This window comes from Plantactinospora sp. GCM10030261, assembly GCF_042666615.1.
Classification (GTDB): domain Bacteria; phylum Actinomycetota; class Actinomycetes; order Mycobacteriales; family Micromonosporaceae; genus KBS50.
This window is the reverse complement of sequence record NZ_JBHTDD010000037.1, coordinates 13,840-27,464: the sequence shown is the minus strand read 5'-3', so window position 1 is coordinate 27,464 and position 13,625 is coordinate 13,840. Positions and strand designations below refer to the sequence as shown.

The following is a 13,625-nucleotide window of genomic DNA, read 5'->3' as shown; positions in this document are numbered from 1 at the left end:
CCCCGCCGCGCGTCAGCCGCCGGTCTGGTCGCCGCGGTTCTGTTCGGCCAGGAACCGTTCCAGCTCGGCGCCCAGTTCGTCGGCGGTCGGCAGCGGTCCGGTCTGCGCCTCCAGCAAATTCTCCGTGGAACGCCCGCGGGCGAACGCGTCGTACTGCTCCTCGAGCGCCTTCACCAGCGTGCTGGCCTCCTCGGTCTCGGCGATCTGCCGGTCGATGTCGGCCCGGACCAGTTCGGCGGCCGATCGCAGCGCGTCCGTGGGAAGCAGCAATCCGGTGCTGCGGGAGACCGACGTGAGTAGCAGCTCGGCGGCGGTGGGGTACTCGGTCTGGGCGACATAGTGCGGCACGTGGGCGGCGAAGCCCATCGCGTCCCGGCCCCGCTCGCCGAGGCGGAACTCCAGCAGATGACCGGCGCTGCCTGGCACCTGCACCCGCTGCAGCCAGGGCTCGTGCCCGGCGATCAGCTCCTTGCGGGTCGCGTGCGCGGTCACCCCGCCGGGCCGGGTGTGCGGTACGGCCATCGGGATCGAGTTGAGGCCCACGGTGAGCCGGACGCCGAGCCGGTCGATAAGCGCGATCACGGCGGCCACGAACCGCTCCCACTGGATGTCCGGTTCGGGGCCGGCCAGCAGGAGGAACGGCGTACCGGCGTCGTCGGAGAGCATCCGCAGTTCGAGTCGGGGGTCCTCGTACCGCTCCCAGTGGTCCTCGACGAAGATCATGACGGGCCGGCGCGACCGGTAGTCGATCAACTGGTCCGCGTCGAACGTGGCGATGAGTTGCCCGTCCAGGGTGGAACGCAGGTGCTGGCGGGCCAGCCGGGTGGCGTTTCCGGCATCGACGAAACCGGTTAGTGCCTGGATCAGCACCGGTTGCCCCAGTTCGGGCAGGTCGTCGGCCAGTTCGTACAGCTCGTGCGGATCACGCACCGGTCAGGACCTCCTCAACGCCGAAGGGTCGCGTCGGGGCGACGCCCACCCTTCGTGCAGAACGCTGCGGCCATCTTCGTCCATTCCACCCCGCGATCACCACGCCGGTCGCCAGATGCGGCGTTCTGAGCTGTTTCGTCACCAGGATCCGGAACCCTCCGGCGAGTGTGGGCAGGACCACATGATCACCCACAGTGATTGGCTCGTTCGTCTGTCTAGCCTCGTCGAATGCGGAATGACGACCCCCTTCACGACGCAGAGTGGCGGTCCCCGGGGGACCGGACCCTCCCGTACGCCCGCCGGACACCGACCGCCCCGGCGACCCGGCACCGGCCGGTCCGGAGCCGCCTCGCGGGACTCGTCGACCGCCCGAACCGCCGGCGCGCCGCCGTGGTCGGGCTGGTGGGCTGCCTCGGCCTGGCGACGTTCGTCCAGGCCAGCGCCGAGCGGGCGGCCCGCGGCGGCATCGAGCCGGTGAGCTTCGGTCCGGCCGCGACCCCGTCGGCCACCGGTGATCCGGGACCGGCGTCCGGCGGACCAGCGGCCTCCGCTGGCGAACCGGCGACGTCGGCCGGCGAACCGACGACCTCCGCCGGCGGACCGACGACCGCCACTGGCGAACCGTCGGCGACCGCTCCGGCGACCGGTGATCCGACCTCGACGGCCAGCCCCGATCCGGACATCCCCGCCGGGTCCACCGGGCCAACCAAGATCGAACACACAATCGATCCCGGGCCGGTGGCGGGGCTCACCGTGGCCCAGATGAACAACGCCAAGGCCATCGTGCGTACCGGTCGGGACATGGGCATGCCGCGTCGTGCGCTGATCATCGCGGTCGCCACCGCCATGCAGGAGAGCAACCTCTACAACTACGCCAGCGGGGTGCTGCCCGAGTCGCAGAACTACCCTCATCAGGCCATCGGCTGGGACCATGACTCGGTGGGCCTGTTCCAGCAGCGCCCGAGCACCGGGTGGGGCCCGGTACGCCGGCTGATGCAGCCGGCGTACGCCACCACCCAGTTCCTCGTCGCGTTGCGGCAGGTGCCCGGCTGGCATCGGCTGGCCCTCACCGATGCCGCGCAGGCGGTGCAGGTGTCCGCGTTCCCCTACGCGTACGCCAGGCACGAGGCCAGGGCGACCGAGGTGGTGGACGCGATCGTCCCCGGCTGGGCCTGATCGGCGGCCGTGATCGCCCGGCCTCGGCCGGGCGATCACGCTGGTCCGGCGCCCCGCAGCCAGGCTCGCCGCGTGGCTGCCCGGGCCGCGCGGTGGCGCGGATCGGTCATGCTGGACTGTGTCGGGTGTGGTCGAGGACGGCGCAGGGTATTCCTGGACAGGCCCACCCCCGTACTGATCGGAGGACAGTCAATGTCCATCTTGCAGCGAATCACCCTGTTCCTGCGCTCGCCGCGTGGCCAGCAGCTGATCGACCGTGGCCGTCGGGAGATGGCGAAGCCGCAGAACCAGGCGAAGCTGCGGCAGATCGCCGGCCGGTTCTCGCAGAAGCGCCGGCCCCGGTAGGCCGCCCGCGCGTCCCACTGGCGCCCGTGCCGCACCATGGCGGGCGTCCGACCGTCCGAGCCAGGGAGGCCGTCCGTGACCGACACCACCCGACCCGGTGACGAGGCAACACCGACCACCGACCCCGGCTCCGCACCGCCGGAACCGGACGCCGAGCCGATCGGACCGCCGTCCGGCTTGTGGGACAAGATGCGGGACGATCCGCAGTACGCTCCGGAGCACCTCGCCCTGGAGGCGGTGCGCCGCCTCGGCCCGGAGGCCTCCGCCTGGGCCGCGCGGGTCCGTGCCCAACGACCCGAGCTGCCCCCAGAGGAGCTGGCCCGGCTGGCCGTCAAGCGGTTCGTCAACCTGGCCCGGCTCTCCGGTGCGGTATCCGGCGCCGCCGGCCTGCCCGGCGCGATCGTCGACATCGGCGTGCTGGCGTGGAACCAGGCGCGGATGGTGCTGCACATCGCCGCCGCCTACGGAGTGGACCCGACCGTGCCGGAGCGGGCCACCGACCTGCTGGTCCTGCAGCGGGTACACAAGGTCGCCGAGGCCGCGCGGTTGGCGCTGGGAGTGGCCGCGGGGCGGGAGCGGGCGGGGACGGTGTTCGCTCGCTCCGGGGCGCCCATGGGGCAGGCGTTCCTGCGGTTGGGTGTCCGGCTCGCCAGGATGGCCGGGATACGGGCGGCCAGAAGATTGTTCGCCAAGGCGGTTCCCGGTGCCGCCATCCTCCTGGGCACCTGGGCCAACTCCTCGGCCACCACCGAGTTGGCCCGCCGGGCGCGAGAGATGTATGGCGGGGGCCGTTCCGCGCCCGAGCAGCGTCGGCCCTGACCGAGGCGGTCGTGGCGGCTCCGGCCTTGGCGAACTGGTTCCGGGTCGCGATGACTCCGGCGCTTCTGGCTACAGCGCCCGGCGCCAGGCCGCCCACGCGGCCGCGGCCAGGGCGTTCTGCCCGTCGGCGTCCGGGTGGAAGAAGTCCAGCGGGTTGACCTTGTCCAGAGTCACCGGAATCCGGTGGGCCGCGCCGCCGTCATAGGTACACCGGGGTCCGTACCGCTCGCAGGCCGCCGCCAACTCCCTGTTGTACGCGTCGATCCGGGCCGCGAACGCCGCCCGCCGCCGTACGTCCACCGTCGCCGTCGAGGTCGGGTTGGCCAGCAGCGCCGGGCAGACGCCGTGTGACCAGACCCGGACGGCGAGCCGGTCGGTGCGTCCCACCTCCCACAGGCGGTGCAGGTCGGGGATGCTGACCACGAGCACCCGCGCCTTCGGCCGGCCCTTCCTGAGCACCTGGAACGCCTGGGTCAGCTCGGCCCGGAAGGTGGCCACGCTTGTCATCTCCTGGATTGTCGGCCGGCAGGCGTCGTTGGCGCCGATCAGCACCGTCACGTAGTCGGCCTTGTGCCGGACCGCCCCGCTCGCCTGGTCCGGCAGCGCCGCCACCCGGCTGCCCGGCGCGGCCTCGTTGTGCGCCGTCAAACGGCGGTCCGCGTCGGTGTCGGCGAGCCGCTCATAGAGGCTGTTCACCCTGGTCCCGGTGCCGGTCGACCAGGAGTTGCGCGGACACGAGACGAGGGCGACACAGGAGCCGTACCCAGTGGTGATCGAGTCGCCGAGGGCGGCCATCGACGCCGAACGGGCCGGTCGGGACCGGCTCGGATCGGGGGACGGCTCGCCGGGTCCCGAGCCCTCGCAGGCGAGGGCGGCCACGGCGAGCGCCACGGCGGTGATGGCGGTGCTCCAGCGGCGCGGCATCCGACTCCCCGGAGTCAACGGTACGCGACATCTCGGTTACTCTATGCGAGAAAGGCGTGGTGTCGGAAGGGTCGGGACGTGCGCCGGACAGGTTATCCGGGCGGTTTCCGGGTAGTGCCGAGGCATGGCAGCGAAACAGCAACCCCGAGGGGCCCGGGGGACGGTGGGACACGCCTACAGCGCACTGAACATGCGGCTGATTCTCGCCTCCATCGGCCTGGTGCTCAGCGTGCTGTTCGGCGTACTCACCGCGCGGGCCGGTTACTGGGTGCCGGCGGCGCTGCTGTTCGTCATCGCCGCGACCGCGGTGGTCGACCTGGTGGTGATCCAGCGCCGGCGGGCCGCGCGACGGCGGGCCGAACCGGAGGGCACCCGTCACTCGATCTTCGAGTGACGGGCCATTCGACACGGGAGTACGAGATGTTCATGGCAAGTGTGAACCCCGCCACCGGCGAAACCCTCCGCGCCTTCGACGAGCACACCGAAGAGCAGATCGACCAGGCGATCGGGCGCGCCGACGCGGCGTACCGGAAGCTGCGCCGAACGAGCTTCGCCCAGCGTGCCGGGTGGATGGTCGCGGCCGCCGACCGGCTCGACGCCGACGCCGACGACATCGCCCGCATGGTGACCTTCGAGATGGGCAAGACGCTCGCCGCCGCTAAGGCCGAGGTGGCCAAATGCGCGGCGGCCTGCCGGTTCTACGCCGAGCACGCGGCGGAGTTCATGGCCGACGAACCGGCCGACGCGGCGGCCGTCTCGGCGACCCGGGCGTTCACCCGCTATCAGCCGATCGGCCCGGTGCTCGCCGTGATGCCGTGGAACTTCCCGCTCTGGCAGGTGATCCGGTTCGCCGCGCCGGCCCTGATGGCGGGCAACGTCGGGCTGCTCAAGCATGCGTCCAACGTGCCGCAGACCGCGCTCTTCCTCGGTGAGCTGTTCCGCACCGCGGGGTTTCCGGAGGGCGCGTTCGAGCCCTTGCTGATCGGCTCCAAGCAGGTGGAGCGGGTGTTGATCGATCCGCGGGTTCGGGCCGCGACGCTTACCGGCAGCGAGCGGGCCGGCCGTTCGGTGGCCGAGGTCGCCGGTCGGGAGTTGAAGAAGACCGTGCTGGAACTCGGCGGCAGCGACCCGTTCGTGGTGATGCCGTCGGCCGACGTCGACCGGGCCGCCGAGGTGGCAGCCACCGCCCGCTGCCAGAACAACGGGCAGTCCTGCATCGCCGCGAAGCGGTTCATCGTGCACGCCGACGTCTACGACGCCTTCACCGAGGCGTTCGTCGCGACGATGTCGGCGTTGCGGATGGGCGACCCGTTGGACGACGCGACCGATGTGGGTCCGCTCGCCACCGAGCAGGGCCGCACCGACGTCGAGGAACAGGTCCGCGACGCGGTGGCCAAGGGCGCCCGGGTGCTCTGCGGTGGCCAGCGGCCGGACGGTGCCGGGTGGTTCTATCCGCCCACGGTGGTCGCCGACCTGACCCCGAACATGCGGATGTGGTCCGAGGAGGTCTTCGGGCCGGTGGCCGGGATGTATCGGGTGGCGTCGTACGAGGAGGCGATCGAACTGGCCAACGGCACCAGTTTCGGCCTCGGCTCCAACGTGTGGACGCGGGACGAGGCGGAGCAGGAGAGGTTCGCCGTCGACCTGGACGCCGGAAGCGTGTTCGTCAACGGCATGACCACGTCGTACCCGCATCTGCCGTTCGGCGGGGTGAAGAACTCGGGCTATGGCCGCGAACTGTCCGCCTGGGGGATCCGGGAGTTCTGCAACATCAAGACGGTCTGGATGGGGGAGGGCACGGCGGGCGCGGACGCTGGCGCGCACACCGAGTAAGTGGCCCGGTCGGCTTAGCGGACGGTCGCCAGGGGTACGAAGTGCCAGCATGACGACGTACGGGATCCACGCCTCGCATGAACAGATCCACCCCACCCAACTGCTCGACGCGGTGGTACGCGCCGAGCGCGCCGGCTTCGACGCCGCCATGTCGTCGGACCACTTCTCCCCGTGGAGCACCCGGCAGGGCCAGTCGGGGTTCGCCTGGTCCTGGCTGGGCGCCGCCCTCCAGGCCACCTCGCTCCCGTTCGGGGTGGTGAACGCGCCGGGGCAGCGGTACCACCCGGCGATCATCGCGCAGGCCATCGGCACCCTGGCCGCGATGTACCCCGGGCGGTTCTGGGCGGCGCTGGGCTCGGGTGAGGCCAGCAACGAGCACATCACCGGGGACCGGTGGCCGCGCAAGGACGTCCGCACCGCCCGGTTGCGCGAGAGCGTCGACGTGATCCGGGCGCTCCTCGCCGGCGAGGAGGTCAGCCACGACGGGCTGGTCCGGGTGGACCGGGCCCGGCTGTGGACCCGCCCCGAGCAGCCGCCGGCTCTGATCGGCGCGGCGGTCAGCGAGGCCACCGCCCGGTGGTGCGCCGAGTGGGCCGACGGCCTGATCACCGTCAACGCCCCGACCGAGCGGCTGCGCCGGATGGTGGAGGCGTACCGGGGGGCCGGCGGCCGGGGCAAGCTGCACCTACAGGTACACCTGAGCTGGGCGCCGGACGAGGAGGAGGCCGCCCGGCTGGCGTACGACCAGTGGCGCAGCAACATCTTCGCGCCGCCGGTCTGCTGGGACCTGGACATGGTCGACCACTTCGACGTGGTCTCCGAGCGGGTGGCACCGGAGCAGGTCGCCGAGGTGGTCAACATCTCGTCCGACCTCGGCCGGCACGCCGAGGTCCTGAGCGGGTACGCCGACCTCGGCTTCGACGAGATCTACCTGCACCACGTAGGCCAGCAGCAGCGCGAGTTCATCGAGGCGTTCGGTTCCGAGGTGCTGCCGAAGCTGCGTACCACATGAACCACGGCTGATCGCCCGATCGCGGGTGGCAGTCCCGGGCCGGCAGGCGGGGTCAGGGCAGCCGACGTTCCAGGACCTGGCCCGGCCAGCGACGGTCCGGCAACTCGACCGTGAACGGCTCCGTCGCGGTGAACCCCTGCCGCTCGTAGTAGCGGACCAGGGCCTGGTCGTCGCCCGCGTAGCAGTCCACCCGCAGCAGCCGCACCCCGCGCCGTTCGGCGAGCCGGGCCGCGTACCTGAGGAGCCGGGCGCCGGTCCCGGATCCCCGCCGGCGCGGATCGGCGACCAGCAGGTTGATGTAGAGCTCCGGCTCGGTGGCCGGTGAGACGTACGGTACGGCGTCGCCGACCGCCAGCGCGCCGACCACTCGACCCGACCGCGACGCGAGGTACAGGCCACCGCTCTCGGCCCAGCCGGTGGCGTGGGCGATCCGGCGCGGACTTATCGAATGCGGCCGGGTGCCCCACTGACCGGTCCGGCCCTGGGCCGCCAGCCACTCGGTGGCCGCGTCCTGCAGTGCCAGCACAGTGTGTACGTCCGCGGGTGTACCGGCGCGGATCACGTCTTCCGTGCCGGTGTCCTCGGTGGTCCCGGTGTCCGGCGCGTGGTGCGGACACGACTCGCCGGTGCCGAATCCAGCGCCCGGCAGTTCGGCGTCGCCATCATCGTTGATCATCCGGCCATCCTGCCAGTACCGGCCACGGACCCGCTCCCGGTGGTCCGCGGCCACGGAATCCACCCGTGCTGCCGATGGTCCGGAATCCGCCCGTGCTGCCGCTGGTCTGGCGACCGTCCACACCTGACCGGATCAGGTGCGCGTGGGTGTTGCTGACGGCTTTCCGTCCGCCACAATGAGTGGTCGCGAGCGACGTGAGGTGGGGGCAGAGGTGAGCCAGGACGGCGAGTCGGCCGGTTCGGCGCGCGACCGGGCCGACCAGAGTGGCGATCTGGCCGCGGCGCGGGGTCGACCGGTGTCGTGGCCCCGGGTGCTCCGGTTGGTGGCCCTGGTCGTCGTGGTCGTCGTGGCGGCCGTCGCGGTGACCCGGTTGGTCACCGCGACTGGCCCGCCCACCCGGCAGGAGTTGCTCGACCGGGCCGGGCTGACCGGGCGGCAGCAACTGCTCATCGGGGTCAAGGACGACCAGCCCGGCATCGCGCAGCAGTTGCCGGACGGCAGTTTCGTCGGCTTCGACATCGACATCGCCCTGCTGGTCGCCGCGGAGCTCGGGTTCGACCGCGCCTCGGTGCGGCTGCTGCCGATCGAGAGCGAGGACCGCTCGCGCCGGCAGGCCCGCGACGGGTCCGGATTCGTCACGGTCGACCTGGTGATCGCCTCCTACAGCGTCACCGACCAGCGGACCCGGCAGGGCGCGACGTTCTCCGCGCCGTACCTGAGCACCGAGCAGACCGTGCTGACCCGCGAGGACGACATGCGACCGGTGGCGAACCTCGGCGCCCTGCGCGGGCGGAAGGTCTGCACGCTGACCACCTCCACCTCGGAGGCCAATCTGCGGGGCCTCGGCGCCGACGTGAGCAGCAAGAATCGCGTCAGCGAGTGCGTGCAGGACCTGTTCGACGGTCGGGTCGACGCGGTGACCACGGACGCCGCGATCCTGGCCGGCTTCGTCGCGCACCGGCCGCAGGACCCGTGGCCGCTGCGGAACGAGAAACCGCTGCGCCTGTGGGACATCGGCGAGGACGCGCAGGAGTTCTACGGCATCAACACCGGCGGCAACACGGCGCTGCGCGACCTGGTCGACCTCGCGTTGTACACCTCGGCGGCCGATCCGCAGGACCGCCGCTGGGAGGACGCCTTCGACCGGCATCTGCGCTGGGAACAGCCGGCCAGCCTGCCGCAACAGGTGGCGGTGGACCGGCAGCCCGATCCCCGGAAGGTGGAGGTGCGGCAGTGGCCGTGGGAGAGGCTGGCCCGGGAGGCCCCACCGCCCGGTCGGACGGCCGGGATCGCCCGGCGGGCGCCCGGCCGGCGCAGCAGTGGCTGCTGACGCTGCTGCCGACTTTTCCGGTGCTGCTGCTGGTCCTGCGGCTGTGGCAGCTCAGTCGCCAGGACATGTCGACCATGCTGCTACTGGTCCAGTACGTCAGCCCGCTCGGGCTGCTCAGCGCCTTGCTCATCGCGCTGGTGTGGGCGTTCCCGCTCGGTGTGCTGGTGCTGGGCGTTCTCGGCTCGCTGCTGCGGGTGAGCGCACCCGAGCGGTTCAATCCGGAGCGGTCCCTGGTGGCCGCGGCCGTGACCCGTACCCCCGGGTGGGTCTACGCGGCGGCGGTGGCGCTCGCGGCGCTCACCTGGCAGTTGCGGTTCCTGCCGATGCTGTTGATGCTCGCCGTGTGGCTGATGGCGCTGCGCACCCGGCACCTGTACCCCGACGGTCGGGTGCGCGCAAGGGTGTTCTGCGTCGTGCTGCCGGTGCTGGCCGCGGCGGGCGCGTACCTCGTACTCGGTCCGGCCATCGCGGCCGCCGTGCGTGCCGGCGAGGCGGTGACCGCCCTGCTGCTGGCCGTGCCGCCCGCGGCCGGGCCGGCGCTCACCGGGCCGATCCCGGCGCGCGCCGCGCCGGCGGTGACCCAGGTGGCGGCCTACCTGGTGGCGGTCGTCGCGCCGTTGGTGATGGGGGCGGTCTTCCTCCGCGCGCCGATCCTGCCCGGCGCCGCGATCGAGGTGGGCGACCCGGCGGCGTCGACGTCGGGTGAGATGGTGCTGGGACAGGTCATCACGGTGAACGACCGGATGACCATTGTGCTCGACCGGCGCGGTACCGTCCGGTTCGTGCCCAACGAACGGGTACGCGGTCAGGTGCTGTGCACCGAGACCGCGGCGATCCCGTTCAGCGCGGTGCGGGTACACGGCTGGCCCGTGGAGGAGACGGCGCTCAACTGGGTGATGCCTCGGCGCCCACCCGCCGATCCGGATCCCCGGTGCGCCGGACGGCTACCAGGACCAGCATGATGGATGGAGGTGACTATTCCATGGATCGCCGGGCGACCCGCGCTGATCGACTAGAGACAACGGGGCCTCGTGATGGCAGGCTGCCTGCCATGACCCTCAAGCTGCGTTCGGCGGCGGTGAGCGACCGCGGACTGGTGCGGAGTGGGAACCAGGACTCGGTGCACGCCGGGCCGTGGTTGATCGCCGTCGCCGATGGGATGGGTGGGATGGCGGCGGGCGACCTGGCCAGCAAGATCACCATCGAGGCGATCGCCGGTCTGGACGTGCCGACTCCCGACGACGCTCTCGTCATCGCTCTACAGGGGGCGGTGGAGGTGGCGAGCGCCCGGATCCGGGAGGCCGTCGAGGAGGACCCGGGGCGGCAGGGGATGGGCACCACCCTGACCGCGCTGCTGTTCTCCGACACCGGCACCTGCGCCGCGCTGGCGCACATCGGCGACTCTCGCGCGTACCTGCTCCGCGGGGACACGTTCACGCAGGTCACCAGGGACGACACGTTCGTCCAGATGCTGGTCGACGAGGGCGTCATCACCGCCGAGCAGGCCAGCAGCCACCCGAGGCGGGCGGTGGTCACGCAGGCGTTGCAGGGCGAGACGGTGAACGCCGCCTACCGTACGGTCGAACCGCTGGCCGGCGACCGCTGGCTGTTGTGCAGCGACGGACTGACGAACGTGGTGCGCTCGGACACCTTGGTCGAGGTGATCACCTCGTACCCGGACCGTTCGTCGTGCGCCAAGCGGTTGGTCGACCTGGCGCTGCGGGCCGGCGGACCAGACAACATCACCGTCGTGGTGGCCGACGTAGTCGCCGACGACACACCCCCCGAACCCTGACCCCCCACCCCCCGTCCCCCCATGATCGACCCGGACCAACCACCCCGGGGGTGGACATGCCGAGGGGCCGGACCGAATGAACGGTCCGGCCCCTCGGGCGTCGGTCAGTAGGTGTTCGCGAGCTGGCCGCGCAGCTTGGTGAGGGCGCGGGCGAGCAGGCGGGAGACGTGCATCTGGGACACGCCGATCTGGTCGGCGATCTGCGACTGGGTCAGGTTCCCGTAGAAGCGGAGCGTGAGGATCTTCTGCTCCCGCTCGTCCAGCGTGGCCAGCGCCGGGCCGAGGGCGACGCGCAGCTCGGCCAGCTCGAACTCGCCGTCCTCGCCGCCCAGCATGTCGCCCAGTTCGGTGGCGCGCTCACCGTCACCGGTCGGAGTGGACAGCGACACGGCGTTGTAGGCCCGCGCGCCCTCCAGGCCCTCCAGGACCTCTTCCTCGGTGATCTTCAGGTGGGCGGCGATGTCGGCGACCGTCGGGGAGCGGCCCAGCGTCTGCAGCAGCGAGCTGTTCGCCTCGGAGATGCTCAGGCGCAGCTCCTGGAGCCGGCGGGGGACCCGGATGTCCCAGGTCCGGTCGCGGAAGTGTCGCTTCAGCTCACCGATGATGGTGGGGATGGCGTACCCGGCGAAGTCGACGCCGCGCTCGGGGTCGAACTTGTCCACCGCCTTGATCAGGCCGACGGAGGCGGTCTGCACCAGGTCGTCGCTGGGCTCACCCCGGCCGCTGTAGCGGTGGGCCAGGTGCTGGGCCAGCGGCAACCACGCCTCGATGGCCCTCGCCCGCAGCGTGGCCCGCGACGGGTGCTGCGCCGGCAGCGCCGCCATCGCCTTGAGCAGTTCGGTGGCACTGTCGGTGCTCGGCTCCTGGGTCGGTGCCGCGACCGGGCTGGCCGTGGTCTGCTCGGTGATCGTTGCGGTCATGGTGGTCCTCCCTGCACCTCGTCCGCCGATGCACGAAAAAGGTGGTGCGTTTGGCAAGCTTCAGTTGGCCGTTCGAGTGTCACCTTAGCCTGATCGGGTCGCAGAAATCTAGCCGAAAGGCTGATGGATAAATTACTCATAGGGATAATTCTTGCACAAAAAGGTCACAAGATCTTTTGTTAGCGGAGAGATCCGGGCTCACCAGGTTCGACGAAGGCGGGCCCGCACCGGTCGCCCGTCCGGGTCGTACACCATCCGATACGCGGGCAATGCCCACAGCTTGGTGGCCCAGCCGAGCCGCTCGGGCTGGTGCGGCCGGAGCCGGCCGGGTGGCCGCGGGCCGCGTCGACCACCCTCGTGCCACTCCTGGAGGGCCCGCGCGGCGGCCGTGATCGCCGCCACCGCCCGGTCCGGATTGATCAGGTCGGTGTCCTCGCTGCCGTCGGGCGCCCGGTCGAGGTGTTCCCGCCACAGCCGCAACCGCAGGTCGCGGGCGTACCGGCGGGCACCGTCGCCGAGACCCGCCGGGTCCGTCGGCTCCCGATCGTCCGCGGTGTCGTCGAGTACCGCACAGGACAGCTCGCTGTCGTGGGTCCACGACCGTCGGTTGAAGTTGTCGCTGCCCACGCTCGCCCAGACGTCGTCCACGACGCAGACCTTCGCGTGCACGTAGACCGGGGTGCCGGCGTGGTTCTCCACGTCGAACACGTGAACCCGGTCACCGCCGGCCCGGCCGCACAGTTCGAGGGCCAGTTCCCGCCCCACCTGGTTGGGCGGGAGCGCGAACCGGCCGTCGACGTCCGGATACCGCGGCACCACCGCCACCAGGTGCAGTTCGGGATTGGTCCGCAGCGCCTCGGCGAACAACTCGGCCACCTCCCGGGACCACAGGTACTGGTCCTCCAGGTAGATCAGTCGGCGGGCGCGGCGAACGGCCTTTGTGTAACCGCGGGCGATGCTGCGCTCGCCGTCGGGGGCGAACGGGTACGACGGTCGCACCGAGGGATAGGTGCGCAGCACCTGAACGGCGTGCGGGCCGCACTCGGGCGGATCCGCCGGTTGGTCCGGCAGCGGGTCAGGATGCAGATCCGCGCCGCGCCACCGATCTCGCAGGTAAGCCACCGGATTCTCCGAGTCCAGCGGCATCGGGTCGGTCCAGCGCTCCCGGAACGAGGTATCCAGCGCGCCCACCACCGGCCCGCGCAACTCGAGCTGCACGTCATGCCAGGGCGGCCGGTCGCCGTAGCGGGGAGACATCCGCACCGGCTGGGGGTCGCCACGGTGGTCGGAGTTGTCCCGCCGGCTGTGGCAGAGGTCGATCCCACCAGCGAACGCCACGTCGCGTTCCGGTGCGGCGGGATGGCGGAGCACGACCAGCTTCTGGTGATGCGACCCGAGGCGGCGTACCCGCTGGTCCAGCAGCACCTCGCCGCCAGCTTCGGAGATCGTCTCGCTGAGGTTCCGGTTCTCCTCGTGGCTGTACTGGAACTGGTCGAGGTGGGACCGCCAGATCAGTCCCTTCACGATGACGCCACGTCGGGCGGCGGCGGCGAACAGTTCCCCGACGGTGGGGCCGTCGGGACGCAGGCGCTCGTCGGGATCGCCGCGCCAGTCGGTGAAGAAGAGGTGGTCACCAGCGGACAACTCGGCCACCTCGGTAACCAATCGGTCAAAGTACTCGGCCCCATGGATCCGCGGGACCGCGAGGTTTCCCCGGCTCCAGGTGGGTATCCCGGATGCGGGGTTGGCGCGTTCCCGCGCGGAGAGGAACCATTCCTCGATCGCCACGTGCAGCCCCTTCGAGGTCGGGAATACCTCACCGTAGGACGGTCGACCCCGGTCCGCACGCCGGCTCGCAAGCCCCG

The 13,625-nt window shown here is 71.5% G+C and carries 14 protein-coding genes; 9 read left to right on the top strand and 5 right to left on the bottom strand.

What is annotated here, in order from left to right:
• Positions 1-12: 12 nt before the first annotated feature.
• Positions 13-930 (bottom strand): proteasome assembly chaperone family protein, encoded by a 918-nt coding sequence (locus ACFQUZ_RS29210; protein WP_377447958.1) that lies wholly within the window; start codon positions 928-930, stop codon positions 13-15.
• A gap of 228 nt (positions 931-1,158) precedes the next feature.
• Here ACFQUZ_RS29210 and ACFQUZ_RS29205 point away from each other — a divergent pair, with 228 nt between their 5' ends.
• From ACFQUZ_RS29205 to ACFQUZ_RS29195, 3 genes are all read left to right on the top strand, one after another.
• Positions 1,159-2,106: a peptidase M23 gene (locus ACFQUZ_RS29205; RefSeq protein ID WP_377447956.1), complete on the top strand. Its 948-nt coding sequence runs from the start codon at positions 1,159-1,161 to the stop codon at positions 2,104-2,106.
• Between the two features lie 192 nt (positions 2,107-2,298).
• Positions 2,299-2,451 (top strand): hypothetical protein, encoded by a 153-nt coding sequence (locus ACFQUZ_RS29200; protein ID WP_377447955.1) that lies wholly within the window; start codon positions 2,299-2,301, stop codon positions 2,449-2,451.
• 75 nt (positions 2,452-2,526) lie between these two features.
• Positions 2,527-3,270, top strand: coding sequence for an EcsC family protein (locus tag ACFQUZ_RS29195; protein ID WP_377447953.1), 744 nt, complete (start codon positions 2,527-2,529; stop codon positions 3,268-3,270).
• Positions 3,271-3,339: 69 nt separating this feature from the next.
• Here ACFQUZ_RS29195 and ACFQUZ_RS29190 read toward each other — a convergent pair whose 3' ends face one another.
• Complete coding sequence (locus ACFQUZ_RS29190; protein WP_377447951.1) at positions 3,340-4,194, bottom strand: GDSL-type esterase/lipase family protein; 855 nt, start codon at positions 4,192-4,194, stop codon at positions 3,340-3,342.
• A 124-nt stretch (positions 4,195-4,318) separates the two neighbouring features.
• Between ACFQUZ_RS29190 and ACFQUZ_RS29185 the strand changes: the two genes are divergently transcribed.
• Genes ACFQUZ_RS29185 through ACFQUZ_RS29175 form a run of 3 tightly spaced genes read left to right on the top strand, consistent with a single transcriptional unit; the run spans position 4,319 to position 7,039 of the window.
• On the top strand, positions 4,319-4,588 hold the full coding sequence (locus tag ACFQUZ_RS29185) for a hypothetical protein (RefSeq protein ID WP_377447949.1): 270 nt from the start codon (positions 4,319-4,321) through the stop codon (positions 4,586-4,588).
• Between the two features lie 26 nt (positions 4,589-4,614).
• Positions 4,615-6,027 (top strand): NADP-dependent succinic semialdehyde dehydrogenase, encoded by a 1,413-nt coding sequence (locus ACFQUZ_RS29180; protein WP_377447947.1) that lies wholly within the window; start codon positions 4,615-4,617, stop codon positions 6,025-6,027.
• Positions 6,028-6,076: 49 nt separating this feature from the next.
• Complete coding sequence (locus ACFQUZ_RS29175) at positions 6,077-7,039, top strand: TIGR03885 family FMN-dependent LLM class oxidoreductase (RefSeq protein WP_377447945.1); 963 nt, start codon at positions 6,077-6,079, stop codon at positions 7,037-7,039.
• Between the two features lie 52 nt (positions 7,040-7,091).
• Here ACFQUZ_RS29175 and ACFQUZ_RS29170 read toward each other — a convergent pair whose 3' ends face one another.
• The gene (locus ACFQUZ_RS29170) at positions 7,092-7,715 is read right to left on the bottom strand and encodes a GNAT family N-acetyltransferase (RefSeq protein WP_377447943.1); all 624 of its coding nucleotides are present in this window, start codon (positions 7,713-7,715) and stop codon (positions 7,092-7,094) included.
• Between the two features lie 211 nt (positions 7,716-7,926).
• Between ACFQUZ_RS29170 and ACFQUZ_RS29165 the strand changes: the two genes are divergently transcribed.
• The 3 genes from ACFQUZ_RS29165 to ACFQUZ_RS29155 all read left to right on the top strand — a co-directional run bounded on the left by ACFQUZ_RS29165 (position 7,927) and on the right by ACFQUZ_RS29155 (position 10,840).
• Positions 7,927-9,045 (top strand): transporter substrate-binding domain-containing protein, encoded by a 1,119-nt coding sequence (locus ACFQUZ_RS29165; RefSeq protein ID WP_377447941.1) that lies wholly within the window; start codon positions 7,927-7,929, stop codon positions 9,043-9,045.
• Complete coding sequence (locus tag ACFQUZ_RS29160) at positions 8,955-10,007, top strand: hypothetical protein (RefSeq protein ID WP_377447939.1); 1,053 nt, start codon at positions 8,955-8,957, stop codon at positions 10,005-10,007. Before ACFQUZ_RS29165 ends, ACFQUZ_RS29160 begins: the two co-directional genes overlap by 91 nt.
• Before the next feature lie 89 nt (positions 10,008-10,096).
• Positions 10,097-10,840: a PP2C family protein-serine/threonine phosphatase gene (locus ACFQUZ_RS29155; protein WP_377447937.1), complete on the top strand. Its 744-nt coding sequence runs from the start codon at positions 10,097-10,099 to the stop codon at positions 10,838-10,840.
• A 104-nt stretch (positions 10,841-10,944) separates the two neighbouring features.
• Here the strand turns inward: ACFQUZ_RS29155 and ACFQUZ_RS29150 are convergent, their stop codons facing one another.
• Together ACFQUZ_RS29150 and ACFQUZ_RS29145 are read right to left on the bottom strand one after the other, a co-directional pair.
• Positions 10,945-11,664 carry a SigB/SigF/SigG family RNA polymerase sigma factor gene (locus ACFQUZ_RS29150; RefSeq protein WP_377448019.1) on the bottom strand — a complete coding sequence of 240 codons (720 nt, stop codon included), beginning with the start codon at positions 11,662-11,664 and terminating at the stop codon, positions 10,945-10,947.
• 294 nt (positions 11,665-11,958) lie between these two features.
• Positions 11,959-13,548, bottom strand: coding sequence for a phospholipase D family protein (locus tag ACFQUZ_RS29145; protein WP_377447935.1), 1,590 nt, complete (start codon positions 13,546-13,548; stop codon positions 11,959-11,961).
• Positions 13,549-13,625 lie beyond the last annotated feature (77 nt).